Origin of the sequence: Bradyrhizobium sp. AZCC 2289, assembly GCF_036924615.1 — a bacterium.
Lineage (GTDB): Bacteria > Pseudomonadota > Alphaproteobacteria > Rhizobiales > Xanthobacteraceae > Bradyrhizobium.
This window is the reverse complement of the sequence record NZ_JAZHRY010000001.1, coordinates 7,959,210-7,977,593: the sequence shown is the minus strand read 5'-3', so window position 1 is coordinate 7,977,593 and position 18,384 is coordinate 7,959,210. Positions and strand designations below refer to the sequence as shown.

Sequence of the window (18,384 nt, the reverse complement as noted above, 5' to 3'; positions counted from 1 at the left end):
GGATGCCAGGTAGTGGCCTCCGCAAGATACCTGTCGTGTTTTACCGCACGCAGGGTGGGGCTGAGGTCGTGCGGGATTGGCTGCGGGGTCTGGACGACGCCGACCGCCAAGCCGTGGGCCTCGACCTCATGCGCGTTCAATACCGCTGGCCAGTGGGTATGCCGCTTTGCCGCGCGCTAGGCGACGGCTTGTGGGAGGTGCGCACGTCGCTGCCGAGCAACCGGATCGCTCGCGTCTTGTTCAGTGTGCAGCAGGGCCGCATTCTGGTCCTTCACGGGTTCATCAAGAAGACCCAGAAGACCCCGCCGGACGACCTGGCCCTTGCACGCCGCAGGAACCGTGAATTTGAAAAATGAGGAGATCAATATGGCCAGGAAGAAGAAAGTAATCCGTTCCGCCGCCAAACTCACCACGCTCGATGATTTCCTCGGGGAGGAGGGCAACCGCGACGAGTTCGAGGCCATCGCCGTCAAGGAAGTCCTCGCCTGGCAGATCGGGCAGGCGATGAAGGAGAACAACATATCCCGCAACAGTCTGGCCCAGCGCATGAAGACCTCGCGCAGCCAGATTGGGCGCCTGCTCGACCCAAAGGACGGCAATGTCACGCTAGCCACACTCCAGCGCGCCGCGCGCATGGTCGGGCGGTCGCTCCGGCTAGAACTAGTTTGAGAGGAAGACGGCGCGCATTGCTATCGAACACGTAACTTGCGACAGGGTGGAATTCGATCGAAGGGATCGCGAAAAAATCGAGGTCCATGATGTCCGACCTGCCGCTTCAGCTCGTCGGCGTGTCCGCGCCAAATCCTGAATCCCGACGGGTCTTGCGGAACCCATCCCACCAGCTTGACTGTTTTCCGGCCGCATGATGTTGTTCAACCTGGGGGTGACATTGATGTCATCCATCCAACAGGAGTAGAACCGCCATCATGCCCATTACGCTACAAAATCACACACGGATCGCGAATTCGCAGCTGGACGACAAATTCCCGCCTGTACCGCCAATTCCCACGCTCGATTCCCGCCCACCGGCTGAATCGGACAAAATAGCAATGGGGACGAGCACTGCTCGAATTAGGCTTTTTGCGGATTCAGATAACTCGGGCAAGCAGGCTTGGGTGGATGACATTCCAAACTCCGGCAACCCTGTGGGCGCGGTTCTTCTAAACTATTGGGATGGTAATCCTCCTGCCGACTATACGCTGACGCACAGGCAATTTTGGCGACTGGTTGACGGTTCGTACACGCGATTGCCCGAAGGGAACTCGAAGACAATCTCATACACGAAGACCGTTGGCATATCGGAAACCGACACCGAGACGATCAGTGCGGAGATGGGCGTAGATGCAGGCGGTTTGAAGTCCAAGCTCAGCGCCACGTTTTCGCATTCGGTGACGACGTCGACGCAGCAGTCACAGACGATGACAGAAAGCGTTGCGGCGCCTGACAAGGGAAAGATCCGCGTTTGGATGGCCTGGCAACTCTGTGACGAAATCGTCGCGCTGGACCGGAATGGAAACCTCATCCCGAGCGGAGACAAGGGAGGAGACAACAACCGCAAGGCCGAGATCAGATGGTTCATTCTTTCCGGCGACAGCGGGGCCTGGGTTTGGTACAAGAGCGCCAGGACAGTCTTTCCCAGCGACACCATCATCTACGCTCAGGCAGATTTTCCTGCTGTCTGAGGCGTGCCACGGCGTGGCAGCGCCACGCGTAGCTGGATTCGGCGCGATCCAGTCCGTCTGCGCTCTCGCGGCGCTCAAGCTACGCCGGACACGCTTCGCCCTTGCGGTCTCCCCGTGGCTGTGCCACGCGTAGCCCGTCAGGGCGAAGCGTGGTGGGCCCGGCAGGACTCGAACCTGCAACCAGACCGTTATGAGCGCAGCACCCTGGCGGGAAATTCGAACAAAATCAGCGTTTCTCGATCAAGATCGTGCGGATTCATGCACGTTTGTTCACGAGGTTTCTGACGGATAACTGGTGGCGTAGAAGACCGCCGCGAACCTCCAACAGGCCTCAACCGGACGGGTTCGCATTTCGTCCATCATGCCGCTATCGGGCTAAAAGCGGACTTGGCAAGGATAAGCCATTTCGGTAGCGATTGACCCAAAGCGCAAATGGGTTCCGATCGCTGTCCGATCTGGTTGTGTACCATTTCTGAACCGCGGCGGGCCACAAAGTGCTAGGCTTTGATATTGGCAACGCGGTGCGTGGGTGCTGCCGGGGGCAAATGCGACGACGACAGTTCATCGGACTTGCCGGCATCGCGGCGGTGTGGCCGCTCGCGGCGCGCGCGCAGAAAGGAACAGCGCTGATTGGCTGGCTCGGAAGCGGTTCGGCTCAATCCAGCGGAATCTTCGTCGAGAGTTTCAAGCGGGGGCTGTTGGACGCTGATTTGCGCGAAGGCCGGGACTATCAGCTCGACCTGCGCTGGGCGGCCGGAGCCTATGAACGCTTTCCCGCTCTTGCCAAGGAACTGGTGGACAACAAGGCGGATGTAATCCTGGCAACGACCATCAGCGCCGTCCGCGCCGCGCAGCGCGCAACGTCGGCCACTCCAATTGTGATGACCTCGATTACTGATGCCGTCGGAGCGGGTTTGGTTACGAGCCTTGCGCACCCCGGTGGAAACACGACGGGGTTGTCTAACCTGAATGAGGATCTCACACCCAAACTCCTGGATTTTTTTCGCGAGCTGCTGCCGCGAGCTCGAACCATCGCAGTGGTGGGAAATCCCGGCAATCCCTCCACCAACGGGCTGATGGAGATCATCCAAGCCTATGCCAGCTCGTTTGGTGCCGCGGTCAACCGTTTCGAACTCAAGGACGTTGCCCAAATCGAGCCGACGTTCGACCTGATCGCAAAGGGAAGCCCGGATGCGATTCTCGTCGTACCGGATGCCGCGCTGCTCGATCTGCGCGAGCAAATCGCATCGAACGCCCTGAAGCATCGCATTCCGTTGATCTCTACGATTCCCGAACTGACTGATGCAGGTGCTCTAATCGGATACGGCGCGCCGCGGCGCGGCCTGTATCGCCGCGCTGGTTATTTCGTGAAGAGAATCCTCGATGGAGCGAAGCCAGCCGACCTACCGGTCGAGCAACCCGAACTGATTGAATTTTCGATCAATTCAAAGACCGCAGTCCGGTTAGGCATAAGAATTCCGGACGCTCTTCTTGCCCGCGCCGACAGGGTGATTGAATAAGAGCCAAACTTGTCCGTTTCTAGAACATTTCGGAACTGCGGTCATCGCCAACGAATGTCCGATCATCGAACAGAAGCAGACATCGTGCGTGCTGACTTTTCATTGTCGGCAAGACTTGCAAGCAGGTCGTCGCGCACGGCCGGCTTGTCGTAGGTGCCATTGAGATGACTTGGTCATTTGCGCCGAGATCGTTCCTGATCCTGTCGGAATTCCTGGCGGCGTAGAAAATATCAAAATCGACAAGTCACTGATTTCATTGGTGGGCCCGGCAGGACTCGAACCTGCAACCAGACCGTTATGAGCGTACAAGGTTAGCTCTAAGTATTTGAATTATCATAGTTGTTTGTTCCGTTGGTGCACGTAAATCTCTGTTTCTTCCTGTTCATTCTGTGCACGAGCTGTGCACCGACCAAATTGCAGGAAAGTGCTTGCAGCTTAGGGTTTCTACGCTGCTCGCAATATCCACATTTGATGCAGCGGCAGGCGCCTCGAACGAGAAGCCGGGCCAAATGTCAATGTCTTGGATGATCCGCAAGGCCGGTCGTGTCTACCAGAAATGCGTTTTCGTCTTTGAAGGCCGTGAACGAAGCTACATTCGTAAATGGAGTGGTATGACGATGTCATGGTGGGACTGATTGATCGCGAGTTCAAAGGGTGACCCCCAGCCTTCAAAGATCATCTCTGCGGGATTCTCTCCGGAACTATCGTCTGGACAATAGAAGCATCCAGCGCCTGCATACCCGTGCAGGCCGATAGCTGCGTAAAGCTCGGCGCGGGTCTGCATGCGATCGGCCGACGTCGCCGCGCTCCCCATGGCAAAACGGCTATGCAGAACGGCTGATCGGTTCGATCCGCAGGGAATGCGTCGATCATGTCATCATAGTCGGCGAACGCCATCTGCGACACGTACTGCTGTCGTACATGAAATGCTACAATAAGGCACGCACACATTTATCGTTGAACAAGGACGCGCCGGCACCGCGCGCCGTTAAGAGTGCCGGACGCATTCTTGGCCGTCCGATCCCGGGCGGACTGCATCGTCAATATGGCAGGATTTGATTTACGGCAGGCCCAGCTTGGGCAAAAACTCGCTGACATGAGATCCAGTGGAGAACGTTTATGTTTCTGATGGCATACCCCCCCGATGGCTGGAGCAGTCAGGACGGCCGCGTCCTTTTCGATGCCGAGCGCCAAGCCGAACGCTTCGCCTCCAATGCGCGACTGGCTTTTTCGCTGACGATCGCAACTTTGATTCTGCTTCTTTCCATTTTGGTCGGACGATGGAATGATTGGGTTGCGGTAATCGCGGTGGCCAACATCGCCATTTCCGCGCTCGGTGCGTTTCTCGTGCGCCTCGCCGTCCTTCCCAGGATCATGCCTTGGCTCGGGATTTGCGCCGACGCTTTGCTGCTGTTCGGAATCGGCTGGTTTGGACCCTGGCTGGAAGACCTTCCCACCGGAACGCGGTCCGTCTTGGTATCGCCGTGGGGAGCATTTCTGCTGCTCGCCATTACGTCGCTTGGGGTGAACGCCTGGCGATTGCTGGTCCAGACGCTGCTACTTTGCCTTGCAATTGGTATACTCATCTGGTGGCCATCATCGGCGACCGAAACTGGCCTCGCTATCGATCCGAGATTGCAGCCGCTCTTCTCGGATGTCTCCAACATAACGAGGCTGGCGATTGTGCTTCTTACAGGTCTTGCCATGGCGCTGGCCGCCTCGCGCGCGCGGCGAACGCTAATGGTAGCGATCAGGACTACCAGGGAAAGGGTACTCCTCCAGAGGTTTAATTCCGCGGAGGTCACTCGCTATGTCTTGTCCAGCAGTGTCGAAATACTACGCAGCGGCGTACGCCAGAAGGTCTGCGTCCTCTTTGCCGACATCCGCGGATTTACCGCCGTTTCGGAGGCAATGGACCCATCACAGGTCGCGTCGCTTCTTAATTCGTTCCGCTCGCTGGCCGAGCAGGCGATCACAGCCAATGGCGGTGTGATCGATAAATTCATCGGCGACGGCCTGCTTGCTATCTTCGGCTTGCCATCGCCCAAGTCGACTGACGCGACAAACGCGATCACCGCCGCGACGACGCTCGCGGCGACCATCGAGAAGTGGAGCCTCAAGCGCCAACGCGATGGCGGGCAGTCTATCGAAATCGGCATCGGCGTACATGTCGGAGAGGTATTCGTCGGGCTTCTCGGTGACCAGCGGTATGAATTCACGGTGGTTGGAGACGCAGTCAATGTAGGCCAGCGGCTACAAGCCGAATCCCGCCGCCTCGATGCATCCGTCGTTGTTTCGGCCCAGGCCTTCGGCGAGGGCTCCATCAATGAGGCTGATTCCAACAGATGGTTGCGGCACAACAATGTGCATCTGCGCGGGCGCAGCGAGACGATCGACGTCTACGCATACAGATAGACGGTCGCAATCCCGACGGTTCCACACGGAACAGCAGTACTTGCGGCTCTACTCCTGTGAGGGTCAGCGCGGGAGAGCGTCTGTGCCCGTTTCGTCCATCGTATCACACCACCACATTCGAGTGAACACCATGACAACAACGCGCTCGCGCGGCGAATGATCGGCAAACCAATCTGTGCACGAAACTGTGCACCGAGAAATCTGCGATTTTGTAAGTGCCTCCTGTTTTTACTGGTCGGCCCGGCAGGACTCGAACCTGCAACCAGACCGTTATGAGCGGCCGGCGATTGGAACAGGCCACACTTTTCGGCTATCAAGGCCTCCCTCGCCAGCCGGAGACCGCCCCGATGTTAGCCCCGACCCCCGCCTCGCCCGAATCCGCCGGAATGTCCAAGCAGGCCCTGGATCGCCTCGAGGATCATCTGAAGCGGAACTACGTCGATGCCGGCCGCTTTCCCGGCACCCAGCTTCTGGTCTACCGCCGCGGCAAGATTGTGCACTCGACCGTGCAGGGTTTTGCCGATCTCGAGCGCAAGGCGCCGGTCAGGGACGACACCATTTTCCGCATCTATTCGATGACCAAGCCGATCACGTCCGTCGCCTTCATGATGCTGGTCGAGGAAGGCCGCGTCGCGATCGACGAGCCCGTTCATAAATACATTCCGGAGTGGAAGAACCTCGGCGTATTCCAGGCCGGGACGCACCCCGCCTTCCTGACCAAGCCACCGTCGCGGCCGATGCTGATCGTGGACCTGCTGCGGCACACCTCCGGCCTCACCTATGGCTTCCAGCAGCGCTCCAACGTCGATGCCGCCTATCGCGAAAACAAGATCGGCGAGGTCATCAAGGCCGGCACGCTGCAGGGCATGATCGAGGACCTCGCAAAAATTCCGCTGGAATTTTCGCCGGGCGAAGCCTGGAACTATTCGGTGTCCACCGACGTGATCGGCTATCTCGTAGGCCTGATCAGCGGCATGCCGTTCGAGCAATTCCTGAAGGAACGGATCTTCAATCCGCTTGGCATGAGCGACACTGACTTTTTCGTACCCGCCGACAAGGCCCATCGTTTCGCCGCGTGCTATTCGGCCGACGCGAAGGGCGGCATGACGTTCCACGCCACCGACCGCAAGGGCACCCTGACATTGCAGGATGATCCCGCCACGAGCTCGTTCCTGTCGCCGCCATCGTTGATTTCGGGCGGCGGCGGGTTGTGTTCGACCGCGGCCGACTATCTCACCTTCTGTCGGGCGCTGCTCAACGGCGGCGAACTCGGCGGCGTCAGGCTGCTGGGCCCGAAGACGCTGGCCTTGATGACGGCCAATCACCTGCCCGGCGGAATGGATCTGCCGGGGCTGTCGCGCTCGCTGTTCTCCGAGGCGACCTATAACGGCATCGGCTTCGGTCTCGGCTTCTCGGTGACGATGAACCCGGCGCAGACCCTGATTGCCGGCAGCGCCGGGGAATACGCCTGGGGCGGTGCAGCGACGACGTCGTTCTTCATCGACCCCGCCGAGGAGTTGATCACCATTTTCATGACCCAGGTGCTGCCGTCGAGCGCCTATCCGCTGCGGCGCGAGCTGCGCAGCATGGTGTACGCCGCGATCACCGACAGCAATCTGTAAAGGCAAGGGTTTGGATTCCGCGGCGCACTCGCGCGCCGTGGAACCCGCAAGGGTAAAATCCTTGGCGGATTTCCGCCCATTCTCCTATGCTCCCGGCAGTTGGGCGCCGATCCCGGGACCATTGTGCCAAAACTTTCACTGCCAGTGCGTCTCGCCCTTCTGGTCGCGGGAACCATGCTGCCGCTGATCGTTTTCGCGGCCGGTATTGTTTTCAGCAACTACGAGCAGGACCGCAGGGACGCGACGCAGCGCGTGCTCGAGACCGTGCGCAGCATCCGCCTGGTGCTGGACGCCGAAATGCAACGCATGGCCGGCGGGCTGCAGGTCCTGGCGCTAACCGATTCGCTGCGCAGCGGCGACTTCAACAGTTTTCGGCGCATTGCCGCGGGATTTCTCGATCAATACGGCAAGGAAGGCGTCGTGCTGGTCGCGGACCGCGAGGGCCGCCTGCTGTTTTCCTCGATCACGCCGGATGTCGCGAGCCTTCCGCCGCGCAACAACCGCGATATCGTCGAAAAGGTGTTCGCGACCAAGCGCCCGTATTACTCGAACCTGTTCACCGGCGCGATCAAGAAACGGCCCATCGTGACCGTCGAAGTGCCGGTCATTCGCGACGACGAAGTCCTCTTCGACATCTCCTTCAGCCCGCCGCTCGAAATCTTCCAGGCCATCATCGAACAGCAGCGTCCGGGCGCGGACTGGACGATCTCGATCTTCGACGGCGACGGCGTCAATTTCGCGCACGTCCCCAACCCGCAACGGACCATCGGCAAGCGTGCTTCGCCCTCGCTGTATGCCGAAATGTCTCACCAGCCCGAGGCGACCCTGCCGGCGGTCTCGCTCGAAGGCACGCCGCAGATCACGAGCTTTGCGCGCTCCTCGCTGACCGGCTGGACCGTGGCCGCCGGCATTGCGGAAAGCTCGCTGGTCGCGCCGTTGTGGCGCAGCCTTGCGATCACCAGCGTGATCGGAGGCTTTCTGCTGCTGGTCGGCCTCGGCTTCGCGGTGCGGATGGCGGCGGTCATCGCTCGCGGCGAGATGCTGCATAATTTGCTGATCGAAGAGCTCAACCACCGCGTCAAGAATACGCTCGCGATCCTGCAGTCGTTCGCCACCCAGACCTTTCGCAGCGCCAGCCGCACCGAGCGCGAGAAATTCGAAGGCCGGCTCGGCGCATTGGCGGAAGCGCATAATCTGCTCAGCGAGGAAAAATGGCAGGGCTCCGACCTGCAGGACCTGATCGCGCGGGTGCTGCAGCCCTATCTGCTCAACAATCCGGAACGGGTTCGGATGTTCGGACCGAAGGTGCCGCTGTCGCCGCGGCTTGCCGTGGTGCTGTCGATGATCGTGCACGAGATCGCGACCAATGCCACCAAGTACGGCGCGCTGTCGAACGACACCGGCACCGTCGCGCTGGATTGGGAAATCATCGAGGACAACACCGGGCGCCAATTGAGGCTGATCTGGACCGAGGCCGGTGGCCCGCCGGTCACGGCCCCGGTGCAGCGCGGATTTGGGTCGCGGCTGATCGAACGCAGCGCCCGCGACCAGCTCGGCGGCGAGGCGACCATCGATTTTCTGCCTCGCGGTGTCGTCTACACGCTGTCCTGCGCGCTCGATGGCGAAGGCTGACCACCGAAATAATGCAATGCTGCGAACACCTTGCGACGTTGCGGCGATGCTCGATCCGGGTTCGGGCCGGATATTTGCCAACGCAAATCGCGTGCTTTTTTGGCATGCAAGTTGCTAGGTGCGATCGAACCGAGCCTGGACCAATGGGGAGCACGTTATGTCGACCATCACCGCAGCAGCGGCCGCGCCGGACACGCGCAAGCCGCTTTACACCTCGCTTTTCGTCCAGGTGCTGGCGGCGCTGTTGCTCGGCATTGTACTCGGGATGGCGGCACCCGAGTTCGCCGTCGGGCTCAAGATCTTCAGCGACGCGTTCCTGAAACTGATCTCGATGATCGTGGCGCCGGTCGTGTTCTGCGTCGTCGTGCACGGCATTGCCGGTGCCGGCGATCTCAAGAAGGTCGGCCGCGTCGGCGTCAAGGCGCTGGTCTATTTCGAAGTGATGACCACGATCGCGCTGGTCGTGGGTCTATTGCTCGCCTATCTGTTCGGCCCCGGCCACGGCATGAACATCGACCCGTCGACGCTGGACGCCAAGGCGCTCAACACCTATGCCGACAACGCCCACAAGCTGAAGGGCGGCGGCATCGGCTCGTTCCTCGTCAACATCATCCCGACCACCTCGTTCGACGCGCTGTCGCGCAACGACGTGCTGCAGGTCCTGTTCTTCGCGATCGTCTTCGGCGTCAGCCCGGCCCTGGTCGGCGGCGAAAAGGGCGAAAAGATCACCTCGTTCATCGACGCGGTTTCGACCGTGCTGTTCCGCGCGATGGGACTGATCGTGCGCGTGGCGCCGCTCGGCGTGCTCGGCGCGGTGGCCTATACGGTCGGTCAGTACGGGGTCGGATCGCTCAAGCAATTGCTGTCACTGGTCGCCTTGTTCTATGTCTCGCTGGCGATCTTCGTTCTCGGCGTGCTCGGCGGCGTGATGGCGCTCGCCGGGCTGAATGTCCTCAAATTCCTCGCCTATCTGCGCGAGGAACTGACCATCGTTCTGGCCACCGCCTCTTCCGACGCCGTGCTGCCGCAGATCATGCGCAAGCTGGAAGCGCTCGGCGTCAAGAAGTCGGTCGTGGGCCTCGTGATTCCCACCGGCTATTCCTTCAACCTCGACGCCTTCTCGATCTATCTGACGCTGGCGGTGGTGTTCATCGCGCAGGCGACCAACACGCCGCTGTCGTTCGGCGACCTCCTGCTGGTGCTCGGCGTCTCGCTGATCACCTCGAAGGGTGCGCATGGCGTGCCGGGCTCGGCGATCGTCATCCTGGCGGCGACGCTGAACGCGGTGCCGAGCATCCCGGCGATCGGCCTCGTGCTGGTGCTGTCGGTCGACTGGTTCATCGGCATGGCGCGCGCGCTCGGCAATCTGATCGGCAACTGCATCGCGACCGTGGTGGTCGCGGCCTGGGAAGGCGATCTCGACCGCGACAAGGCGCGGCGCGTGCTCGATGGCGCCGAACTGGTCGACGTCACCGCGGGGTAGCAGCGCGTTTTCGAGGTCAGGGGCTTCATCCTTCGAGACGCGCTGCTCACGCGGCGCTCCTCAGGATGAGGTCTTCGAGACGCGCTGCTCACGCAGCGCTCCTCAGGATGAGGTCTTCGAGACGTCGCGCGGCACCCGGCTCCTCGGGGAGGAGGTCTCAGACCCTCACGGTGAGGAGCGCGGCAAAGCCGCGGGTCTCGAACCATCACGCCACCGGCAAGTTTGCTGATTTACTTGATGAGCTTCAGATAGGGCGGCAGCCGCAGGCCCGGTCCCTCTTTGCGGTCCGGCGGCGGCGGTTCGTCTTCCGGCACCATCAGGTCGCAGAGCGCCTTCAGTTCGGAGTCCGTCACCTTATGGAGTTCCATGCGAAGCTCGAGAATCGCCAATGACAGCAATCTCGCCGGTTCCAGGCTGGCCTTGTCCATCAGGATCGCCCGGCACTCCTCGAGCGTTTCGAGAAGCGACCGCAGACGTTGTTCTGAATTGGCCACCGGCATTTTTACAGGTCCCGAGCTTGCGAGATAAATTCGAGGCGATCCGGTTCGTCGTTTCATCAAATCTCTCCACGGAAGGGCGCGCTGGATTTTGATCCACCGGCACGTGGTCGAGTGCTTAAGCCTGACTGGATGATCCAGAAATTTTTTGAAATTGTCCAGCGCGCGATTGATCCGAAAATCGGATCACGCCCGGGGCTGCGGGGATATGTCGCTGTCCAGAAATATGACAGTTGGCGCGCTCGCCCGGCCGGCGCCCTGCCGAAAACCCTCCCGGGTTGCCTGGCCGGATGGTTTCAACCGGCGTCAAACCGGCCCAAGGCTCCGTAGAAGTACCCGGATATGCGGGCCGGGCGGTAAGTATGCGATCAAAATCTGTGTCCATTCGTCCCGCAGTGGTTGTGGTTTGTCGAATATTTTGCCAAATGTAGAGTGCGGGGTTTTGATAAAAGACGCCCCGGGCGCCTACGACTTTAAGTAGCCGACAGCGCCGGTATCAGGGTGCTTCCAAATCGCAAATGCGTTTGGCTACCATCCCGCAATCTCTCAGGCTTCCTGTGGTTCTAAGACCACGATCGAGAACGAACTTAACGCGGAAAATACGGATGAAGCCCTGACCAATCCATCGAGGGCTTCCCGATCGAAGGACGGTAAAATCAGAATGATCAGATCAGCAGCAAAGAAGATGAAGCAGCGCAGTGCCGGCAAACCCGACATCGAATTGGGCAAGCGGATTCGCCTGCGGCGCGTAGAGCAGAAGATCTCGCAAGCGGAGCTCGGCGACAAGCTCGGCGTCAGCTTCCAGCAGGTCCAGAAGTACGAGAAGGGTGTCAACCGCGTCGGCGCAGCCCGTCTGCAAGCGATCGCCACCGCGCTCGACGTGCCCGTCACGTTCTTCTATGACGGCGACGGCAAGGCACGCGAAGTCGAGAGCCTCTTGTTCCTCGACAGCGCATTCAGCCTCCGGTTGCTGCGGGCCTACAGCAAGATCAAGGACCAGACCGTCCAGCGTCAGCTGGTGTCCTTGATGGAATCGATCGCCGCGAACGAAGCCTGAGCAGTTCCTGCTGCTCCAGGTCGCGAGCCCGGCGGAAGCGGTCACTCAATCGAACCGGATCGGCGGACCGCCGATTGCCGCGTCAGGCTACAGTCTGGTCGGCTGAGACAAGATGAGAGCGTTGCCATCGGAAAATGGCAGCGCTCTTTTTTATATCGAATAGGCAGGATGGGTAGAGCTGTTCGCGAACCTACGTGCTCATATTCAGAATTAGGAAGCCGTCATTGCGAGGAGCGTAAGCGACGAAGCAATCCATACTTTGCTTGCGCGGCGAGATGGATTGCTTCGCGGAGCCTGTCATCGGGCGCGCATTCGCGCGACCCGTTGGCTCGCAATGACGGGCTCACAGCGCGCCCGCAGCCCCACGAACACGGTCGATCAACTGGGCCGGATCGGCCGGCAACCGGTTGCCGCGCCAGGCGACGTGCTGGTCGGGCCGCGACAACACCAGCGCGTTGCCATCGAAGATGGCCGCGCGGCTTTTTTCGATATCGAGAATCTTGAGCGGAACGGCTCGCGCGCGCGCTGCCGCTTCCAGCGCTGCAACATCGACTGCCGGATCGAACCGCAGCAGCGTGAAACCAGCGCCCATCGCGTCGTACAGCGAGGAGCCGTCTTCGCGCCAAAGATGCGGCGTGCGGCAGCCCGGGACCGTCGACGGCGTGTAATGGTCCATCGTATAGGCCGGGTGTTCGGCGCCATCATAGGCGATGATCGGCGAACGATCGTAATAGGTGCCGAAGTTGAGGCCCGCGCATGCATATTGCTGGACGTTGATCTCATAGGTGAGACGGCCGACTTCGTCTCGCGCCTGCTCGCCTCGCGGTCCCGGATCCTCGATTTCGTCCGGCACGGCGCCGCGGCGGCGAATTTCGGCTTCGGCGTGCGACATCGCAAATTTCGAAACCTGGCTGGTGATCGGCCAGCGCTCCGCCTCATAGGCGTCGAGGATGGCGGCCGGCGCCCAGCCGTTGAGATGGGCCGCCAGCAGCCAAGACAGGTTCATCGCGTCGGCGATGCCGGCATTCATGCCATAACCGGCATAGGGCACCCAGATATGCGCGGCATCGCCGGCGATGAAGGCGCTGCGGTCGCGAAACTTGTTGGCGATCAGGCGGCGGCCGTACCAATCCTCCTTCGAGATGATCTCGTAGTCGAAGCCGGCGTCGACGCCGAGAATGGTGCGCAGGCAGAAATCGCGATCGACGGAATCGAAATCGCCCTCGCCGGGCTTCATGTAATTATGCACCAGCCAGCGCTCGCTGCCGTCGATCGCATACACCATGCCCGCGCGCCGCGGATTGATCGCCCCGGTCCCCCAGGCGCGCGCGCTCTGCTGGAGATCGATCAGCCCGGGAGCGCGGATATAGGTCGACTGCACACGCTGGACGATGGCGTCGCCCGAAAGCTCGGCGCCGATCGCCTTGCGCACGACCGAGCGCGCGCCGTCACAGCCGATCAGGTAGCGGCAGTTTTGGCGCCTGACCGCGCCGGAGTCGAGATCACGGAGATTCACGCGGGCGGAACTATCCTTCACCACGACGTCTTCGACCGCGGTCCGGCTGACGATGCGGATGCGCGGCTGGGCTGCGGCATGCTCGAACAGGAACGGCTCGAGAAAGATCTGGTTGATGCGGTGCGGCGGTTCCGGCGTCGGCCAGTTGCAATCAGGACCCTCGGTGGCCGTAAAGCGGTCACGCCGGCAGGGAATTTTGATCCGCGTCAGCTCCTGCCCGGTGAAGGAGGTGCGATAGCTGATGTCGTGCGGATAATCCGCCGGCAATCCGGCATTGCGGATTTTTTCGGCGATACCGAGCCGCCGGAAAATTTCCATGGTGCGGGCGGCGACATGGTTGCATTTCGGCTCCGGCGGGGCGGCCGGCGCGCGCGTCTCCACGACAGTCACACCGATGCCGCGCCACGCCAGATCAATCGCGAGCGTGAGCCCGACCGGTCCGGCGCCGACGATCAGGACATCGGACTCAGACATTGCGGACACGGAAGATGCGTTGCGAAGGGAATATGACCGATGACATGTTGTTGTTCTTGTTATTCGGGCTCGGCGCCGGAATTCCTGACGATCAATGCCCAGCGATCGACCTCGGCCTTGATGTAAGCCGCAAAACTGTCCGGTGTCGATGGCGGTAACGGCTCCAGCGAGATCGCGTTGAGTTTCTCGCGCGTCGCGGGATCGGCCAGCAGCTTGCTCAGTTGTGCGGCCAGTTGATCGATGATCGGCCGCGGCGTGCCGGCCGGCGCCACCACGCCCTGCCAGGCGACCAGTTCGAACCCGGGCAACCCGGCTTCGGCGAGGGTCGGAATCTCCGGCGCGGCTGCGACCCGCTTCGGCGTGGTCACGCCGAGCACCCTGACCTTGCCTTCGCGAATCTGTTGCAGGGCCGGCTGCAGGTCCACCACCATGAAGGGGATATGACCCGCGATCACATCGAGCATCGCCGGCACACTGCCGCGATAGGGCACGTGGCGGATGTCGATGCCCGCGGCGGTCTTCAGCATTTCGGCGCCGAGATGCTGCGGGCTGCCATTGCCGGCCGAGCCATAGGCCAGTCCCGGTTTCGATTTGGCATAGGCAATGAACTGGGGCAGCGTTTTTGCCGGGATCGTCGGATTGATGATCAGCGCAAAGGGCACGCCGGCAACGAGGCCGATCGGCGCAAAGTCCTTCACGGGGTCATAGGGCAGCTTCTTGTAGAGCGTCTTGTTGATGGCAAGCGTGGTCGAGGTCGCCATCAATAGCGTGTAGCCGTCGGGCTCGGATTTTGCGACCTGGTCCGCGCCCAACGTCGTGCCGGCGCCGGGCTTGTTCTCGACGATGACGGTGGCGGAAAGACCGTTCTTGAACTGGTCGGCGATCAGTCGGCCAAGCAGATCGGTGGTTCCTCCGGCGGGGTAGGGCACGATCATCTTGATGGTCCGGCTGGGATAGGCCGTCTCGGCCCGCGCCGGAACGCCCGCGAGCCAGACCAGCCCACCGCCTCCCGCAATCACTTCCCGGCGCGTCAACGGCATGCCGTTCTCCCAAGGGTTGTTTTCTTGATCCGTTGCGAACCACCATAGCGTGCGCGGCGACATAGCAAAGGGGGCGAAAGTCCAATCGCAGCAATGGGTCGGCCAGGGGATTTGCGGCAGTGCAACAGCCTCAACAACAACTTAATCAGAACGCAACGGTCGCGGGGTAATCTGGCCGAACACTGTTGTGGAGCAGCTTTGCCCGGCCCGTTCGGCCCGAATCGCCCGGCATCATTTTGATATCCGCGCCTCGCGCGCATCCCAAGAGAGTCTGACAGGAAAGTCTGACATGCAAAGAATGACAATCGTTGCCATAGCCGCGATGCTCGCGGCCGCGCCGGCGTTTGCTGAAGGAACGGGTTCGGGCGCATCCGACGCCGGCACGACGCTCGCCCAGGGCAAACCAGCAACGGTCGCGCCGGCGGGTGCTCCTCCTTCCGCGCACGCCGCGCCGGCAAAGCCGGCGGCGGCCGCCTCCACGCCGGAACAGCGCTCGGCGGCAGCGCTGGCACTCTCGCACGAACCGACTTTTGACGAAGGCAGCGCGCAACGCATCCGCGAGGCCGCGCTCAGTTACTCTGATCTGGCGGTGCGCGGTGGATGGCCCATGATTCCGGCGGACGCCAAATTCGCGAATGGCACGCCCGGCCCCAACGACGATCTGCTGCGCAAGCGCCTGATCATCACCGGCGACCTCGCCGCCGACAAGGCGACCGGCGCTTACGACGATGCGCTCGCAGAAGCCGTCAAGCGCTTCCAGGCCCGCCATGGCCTCGCGCTGACGGGGACGGTGACGCCGCGCACGCTGGCCGCGCTCAACGTGCCGGTGCAGAAGCGGATCAGGCAGCTCGAGGCCTCGCTGGAACGCCTCGGCAACATGAATTTCTCGTTCGGCCAGCGCTACGTGGTCGTGAACATTCCCGCGACATTCGCGGAAGCCGTCGAGGACGACAAGGTGGTGCGGCGCTATCGCGTCATCGTCGGCAAGACCGAAAAGCCGTCGCCGACGCTGACCGCAGAGATCACCAGCGTCAATCTCAACCCGACCTGGACCGTGCCGTCCTCGATCGCCAAGACTGAAATCTCCGCGCATATGCGCAAGGACCCGAGCTACCTCTCCCGCATGCACATGGACGTGCTCGGCGCCAACGACGCGCCGATCGACCCGCATTCGGTGGACTGGTCCGGCACGCATGCGCCGAATTTTACGGTGCGCCAGCAGTCCGGCAATTGGAATGCGCTCGGTGCGGTCAAGATCGACATGCCGAATTCCTATTCGGTCTATATGCACGACACCAACCAGCGCAACCTGTTCAACGACGACTACCGCTTCGACTCCCACGGCTGCTCGCGCGTCGACAATGTGCGCGATCTCGCCGCCTGGCTGTTGAAGGACCAGTCGCAATGGAACAGAGCCGCAATCGATGCCGCGATCGCGACCGGCCAGCGCCACGACATCGCGGTAACGAAGAAGGTGCCGGTGGCGTGGATCTATCTGACGGCCTGGATGACCAGGGACCAGACCGTCCAGTTCCGCAACGACATCTACGACCAGGACGAGCAGCTTTTGGAAGCGACCGCCGAGGAAGCCGCGTTCTTCAACAAGGCCGCCGACCACCCGCTGACCGCCCATCTGGCGCAGTGAATTTGGTATCGTGGGCGGCCGCGCGTTCGGCCACCTCTCCCATCGGGAGAGGTGACACCTGGCGCCTCAACTCAATGACCATGCACCAACGCATGGATCGGTCCCGGCGCCGGACCTTGCCCGCGATCACCGAAACGTGGCACCACATTCCCAATAAAAAGGCCGGTTGATCGGCTTCGGGAGGCGACCATGATGATCCTGCACCACGGCTGGCGTTCCAGCGCGTCTCGCCGGGTGCGGCTGTGCCTCGAGGAAAAGGGCCTCGCCTACGAGGGCCACGTCGTCGACATGGCGGCGATGGAGCATCATTCGCCGGAGTACCTGAAGATCAATCCGCTGGGGGTGATCCCGACCCTGATCCACGACGGCCAGCCGCTGCACGAGAGCGGCACGATCTGCGAATATCTCGACGAGACGTTCCCCGATCCGCCGCTGCGCCCGGACGCGCCATATCAGCGCGCCCTGATGCGGAACTGGATCCGGCATATCGACGCCCTGATCGGCAATCTCATCATCTTCAACTGGCGGCACCATCTGGCGAAAACCGCGTCGCAATGGACCGACGAGGAGCTCGCCGAAAAACTCAAGAACATCCCGAGCAAGGAGCGCCAGGAAGCCTGGATCCGGGCCGCGCGAAAACCCTACACCGAGGAAGAGCGCGACGCCGCGCGCGGAAAACTGGTGGTGCTGCTCGACAAGATGGAAGAGGCGTTGAAACCGTCCGGCTGGCTGGTCGGCAAAACCTATTCAATCGCGGATATAGCCGCAGCGCCCTTTGTGAAGCGGATCGACGAGGAAATTGCGCCGGATGAAATGACGGCGAAGAAACATCCCCGCGTCCACGACTGGTGGACTAAACTGCAGGCACGGCCGGCCTATGAGCGCGCGAATTTCGGCCCCTTCCTTACCTCCTGAACCCGAACCGGATCCTGACCCATGCTCGACACTCCCAAAAACGCCGAAAAGTCCTACGCCGACGGCAAGATCCTGCAGAGCGTCGCTGACGGCGTCGGGATCATCACCTTCAACAATCCCGACAAGCGCAACGCGATGTCGCTGGAGATGTGGGAGGGGTTCGGCAGCGCGCTGATTGAATTGCGCGACAATCCCGACGTGCGCGTCGTGATCCTGACCGGCGCCGGCGACAAGGCGTTCGTGTCGGGCGCCGATATCAGCCAGTTCGAAAAGACCCGTCATAACGCGGCAGCCTCGGAAGAATATTCCAGGCGCAGCGAGGCGCAGCGCGCTTTGCTCGCGAGCTACCCGAAGCCGACGATCGCCTGCATCCGCGGCTTCTGCCTCGGCGGCGGCATGCAGGTGGCGATGATGTCCGACATCCGCTTCGCCGCCGAGAACAGCCAGTTCGGCATTCCCGCCGCCAAGCTCGGCATCGCCTATGGCTATGACGGCCTGAAACATCTGGTCTCGCTGGTCGGGCCGTCCTGGGCGCGGCTCATCATGTACACCGGCATGAAGATCGATTCCGCGGAAGCGTTGCGTATCGGACTGGTCGACCGCGTCTTGCCCGGCCCCGAGCTGTGGGACGCCACCATGGAGATCGCGCGCACCATCTCCGGCAATGCGCCGCTGGCGATCAAGGCCGCCAAAATCACCATCGCCCAGGTGCTGAAGGACGAAAGCCGTCGCGACATGGACGCGATCAAGCAGATCGGCTCCGCCTGCATGGACTCGGAGGATTTTCGCGAGGGCCGCACCGCGTTCATGGAAAAGCGCAAGCCACGATTCAACGGCAAATAGCCGACGCTCAAAACCACCCGTCGCACATCATCCCGGGGATCAG

General features: G+C 61.5%; 16 protein-coding genes. 13 read left to right on the top strand and 3 right to left on the bottom strand.

Features of this window, described 5'->3' with window-relative positions:
- Positions 1-35 precede the first annotated feature (35 nt).
- From V1289_RS37630 to V1289_RS37590, 9 genes are all read left to right on the top strand, one after another.
- Positions 36-356, top strand: coding sequence for a type II toxin-antitoxin system RelE/ParE family toxin (locus V1289_RS37630; RefSeq protein ID WP_334403891.1), 321 nt, complete (start codon positions 36-38; stop codon positions 354-356).
- 10 nt (positions 357-366) lie between these two features.
- A complete protein-coding gene (locus V1289_RS37625) occupies positions 367-669 on the top strand; it encodes a helix-turn-helix domain-containing protein (protein WP_334403889.1) in 303 nt (100 codons plus the stop codon).
- 257 nt (positions 670-926) lie between these two features.
- Positions 927-1,682 carry a hypothetical protein gene (locus tag V1289_RS37620; protein WP_334403887.1) on the top strand — a complete coding sequence of 252 codons (756 nt, stop codon included), beginning with the start codon at positions 927-929 and terminating at the stop codon, positions 1,680-1,682.
- A gap of 494 nt (positions 1,683-2,176) precedes the next feature.
- Positions 2,177-3,202, top strand: coding sequence for an ABC transporter substrate-binding protein (locus V1289_RS37615; protein WP_334403885.1), 1,026 nt, complete (start codon positions 2,177-2,179; stop codon positions 3,200-3,202).
- Positions 3,203-3,958: 756 nt separating this feature from the next.
- Positions 3,959-4,261, top strand: a complete 303-nt coding sequence (locus tag V1289_RS37610) for an integrase core domain-containing protein (protein ID WP_334407820.1) — start codon at positions 3,959-3,961, stop codon at positions 4,259-4,261.
- A gap of 60 nt (positions 4,262-4,321) precedes the next feature.
- Positions 4,322-5,617, top strand: a complete 1,296-nt coding sequence (locus V1289_RS37605; protein ID WP_334403883.1) for an adenylate/guanylate cyclase domain-containing protein — start codon at positions 4,322-4,324, stop codon at positions 5,615-5,617.
- A 347-nt stretch (positions 5,618-5,964) separates the two neighbouring features.
- Positions 5,965-7,239: a serine hydrolase domain-containing protein gene (locus V1289_RS37600; RefSeq protein ID WP_334403881.1), complete on the top strand. Its 1,275-nt coding sequence runs from the start codon at positions 5,965-5,967 to the stop codon at positions 7,237-7,239.
- 123 nt (positions 7,240-7,362) lie between these two features.
- The gene (locus V1289_RS37595) at positions 7,363-8,871 is read left to right on the top strand and encodes a sensor histidine kinase (protein ID WP_334403879.1); all 1,509 of its coding nucleotides are present in this window, start codon (positions 7,363-7,365) and stop codon (positions 8,869-8,871) included.
- A 157-nt stretch (positions 8,872-9,028) separates the two neighbouring features.
- Entirely contained in the window at positions 9,029-10,354 is a 1,326-nt protein-coding gene (locus V1289_RS37590; protein ID WP_334403877.1) for a dicarboxylate/amino acid:cation symporter, read from the top strand.
- 230 nt (positions 10,355-10,584) lie between these two features.
- Here the strand turns inward: V1289_RS37590 and V1289_RS37585 are convergent, their stop codons facing one another.
- Positions 10,585-10,911: a hypothetical protein gene (locus V1289_RS37585; protein WP_334403875.1), complete on the bottom strand. Its 327-nt coding sequence runs from the start codon at positions 10,909-10,911 to the stop codon at positions 10,585-10,587.
- 601 nt (positions 10,912-11,512) lie between these two features.
- Here V1289_RS37585 and V1289_RS37580 point away from each other — a divergent pair.
- The gene (locus V1289_RS37580) at positions 11,513-11,908 is read left to right on the top strand and encodes a helix-turn-helix domain-containing protein (RefSeq protein ID WP_309183528.1); all 396 of its coding nucleotides are present in this window, start codon (positions 11,513-11,515) and stop codon (positions 11,906-11,908) included.
- Positions 11,909-12,251: 343 nt separating this feature from the next.
- Here the strand turns inward: V1289_RS37580 and V1289_RS37575 are convergent, their stop codons facing one another.
- Both V1289_RS37575 and V1289_RS37570 read right to left on the bottom strand, forming a co-directional pair.
- On the bottom strand, positions 12,252-13,898 hold the full coding sequence (locus V1289_RS37575; RefSeq protein WP_334403872.1) for an FAD-dependent oxidoreductase: 1,647 nt from the start codon (positions 13,896-13,898) through the stop codon (positions 12,252-12,254).
- Between the two features lie 59 nt (positions 13,899-13,957).
- Positions 13,958-14,938, bottom strand: a complete 981-nt coding sequence (locus V1289_RS37570; RefSeq protein WP_334403870.1) for a Bug family tripartite tricarboxylate transporter substrate binding protein — start codon at positions 14,936-14,938, stop codon at positions 13,958-13,960.
- A gap of 289 nt (positions 14,939-15,227) precedes the next feature.
- Between V1289_RS37570 and V1289_RS37565 the strand changes: the two genes are divergently transcribed.
- The 3 genes from V1289_RS37565 to V1289_RS37555 all read left to right on the top strand — a co-directional run bounded on the left by V1289_RS37565 (position 15,228) and on the right by V1289_RS37555 (position 18,341).
- Entirely contained in the window at positions 15,228-16,583 is a 1,356-nt protein-coding gene (locus V1289_RS37565; RefSeq protein ID WP_334403868.1) for a L,D-transpeptidase family protein, read from the top strand.
- 189 nt (positions 16,584-16,772) lie between these two features.
- Positions 16,773-17,498 (top strand): glutathione S-transferase family protein, encoded by a 726-nt coding sequence (locus V1289_RS37560; RefSeq protein WP_334403867.1) that lies wholly within the window; start codon positions 16,773-16,775, stop codon positions 17,496-17,498.
- A 21-nt stretch (positions 17,499-17,519) separates the two neighbouring features.
- Complete coding sequence (locus tag V1289_RS37555; RefSeq protein ID WP_334403865.1) at positions 17,520-18,341, top strand: enoyl-CoA hydratase; 822 nt, start codon at positions 17,520-17,522, stop codon at positions 18,339-18,341.
- The last annotated feature ends 43 nt before the right edge of the window (positions 18,342-18,384 follow it).

Bases quoted from the DNA above. Each gene is read 5' to 3' on its own strand.
- V1289_RS37625 (WP_334403889.1), top strand. From the start codon at position 367: ATGGCCAGGAAGAAGAAAGTAATCCGTTCCGCCGCCAAACTCACCACG.
- V1289_RS37555 (WP_334403865.1), top strand. From the start codon at position 17,520: ATGCTCGACACTCCCAAAAACGCCGAAAAGTCCTACGCCGACGGCAAG.
- V1289_RS37570 (WP_334403870.1), bottom strand. From the start codon at position 14,938: ATGCCGTTGACGCGCCGGGAAGTGATTGCGGGAGGCGGTGGGCTGGTC.
- V1289_RS37560 (WP_334403867.1), top strand. From the start codon at position 16,773: ATGATGATCCTGCACCACGGCTGGCGTTCCAGCGCGTCTCGCCGGGTG.
- V1289_RS37605 (WP_334403883.1), top strand. From the start codon at position 4,322: ATGTTTCTGATGGCATACCCCCCCGATGGCTGGAGCAGTCAGGACGGC.
- V1289_RS37575 (WP_334403872.1), bottom strand. From the start codon at position 13,898: ATGTCTGAGTCCGATGTCCTGATCGTCGGCGCCGGACCGGTCGGGCTC.
- V1289_RS37585 (WP_334403875.1), bottom strand. From the start codon at position 10,911: ATGAAACGACGAACCGGATCGCCTCGAATTTATCTCGCAAGCTCGGGA.
- V1289_RS37590 (WP_334403877.1), top strand. From the start codon at position 9,029: ATGTCGACCATCACCGCAGCAGCGGCCGCGCCGGACACGCGCAAGCCG.
- V1289_RS37580 (WP_309183528.1), top strand. From the start codon at position 11,513: ATGATCAGATCAGCAGCAAAGAAGATGAAGCAGCGCAGTGCCGGCAAA.
- V1289_RS37620 (WP_334403887.1), top strand. From the start codon at position 927: ATGCCCATTACGCTACAAAATCACACACGGATCGCGAATTCGCAGCTG.
- V1289_RS37565 (WP_334403868.1), top strand. From the start codon at position 15,228: ATGCAAAGAATGACAATCGTTGCCATAGCCGCGATGCTCGCGGCCGCG.
- V1289_RS37600 (WP_334403881.1), top strand. From the start codon at position 5,965: ATGTTAGCCCCGACCCCCGCCTCGCCCGAATCCGCCGGAATGTCCAAG.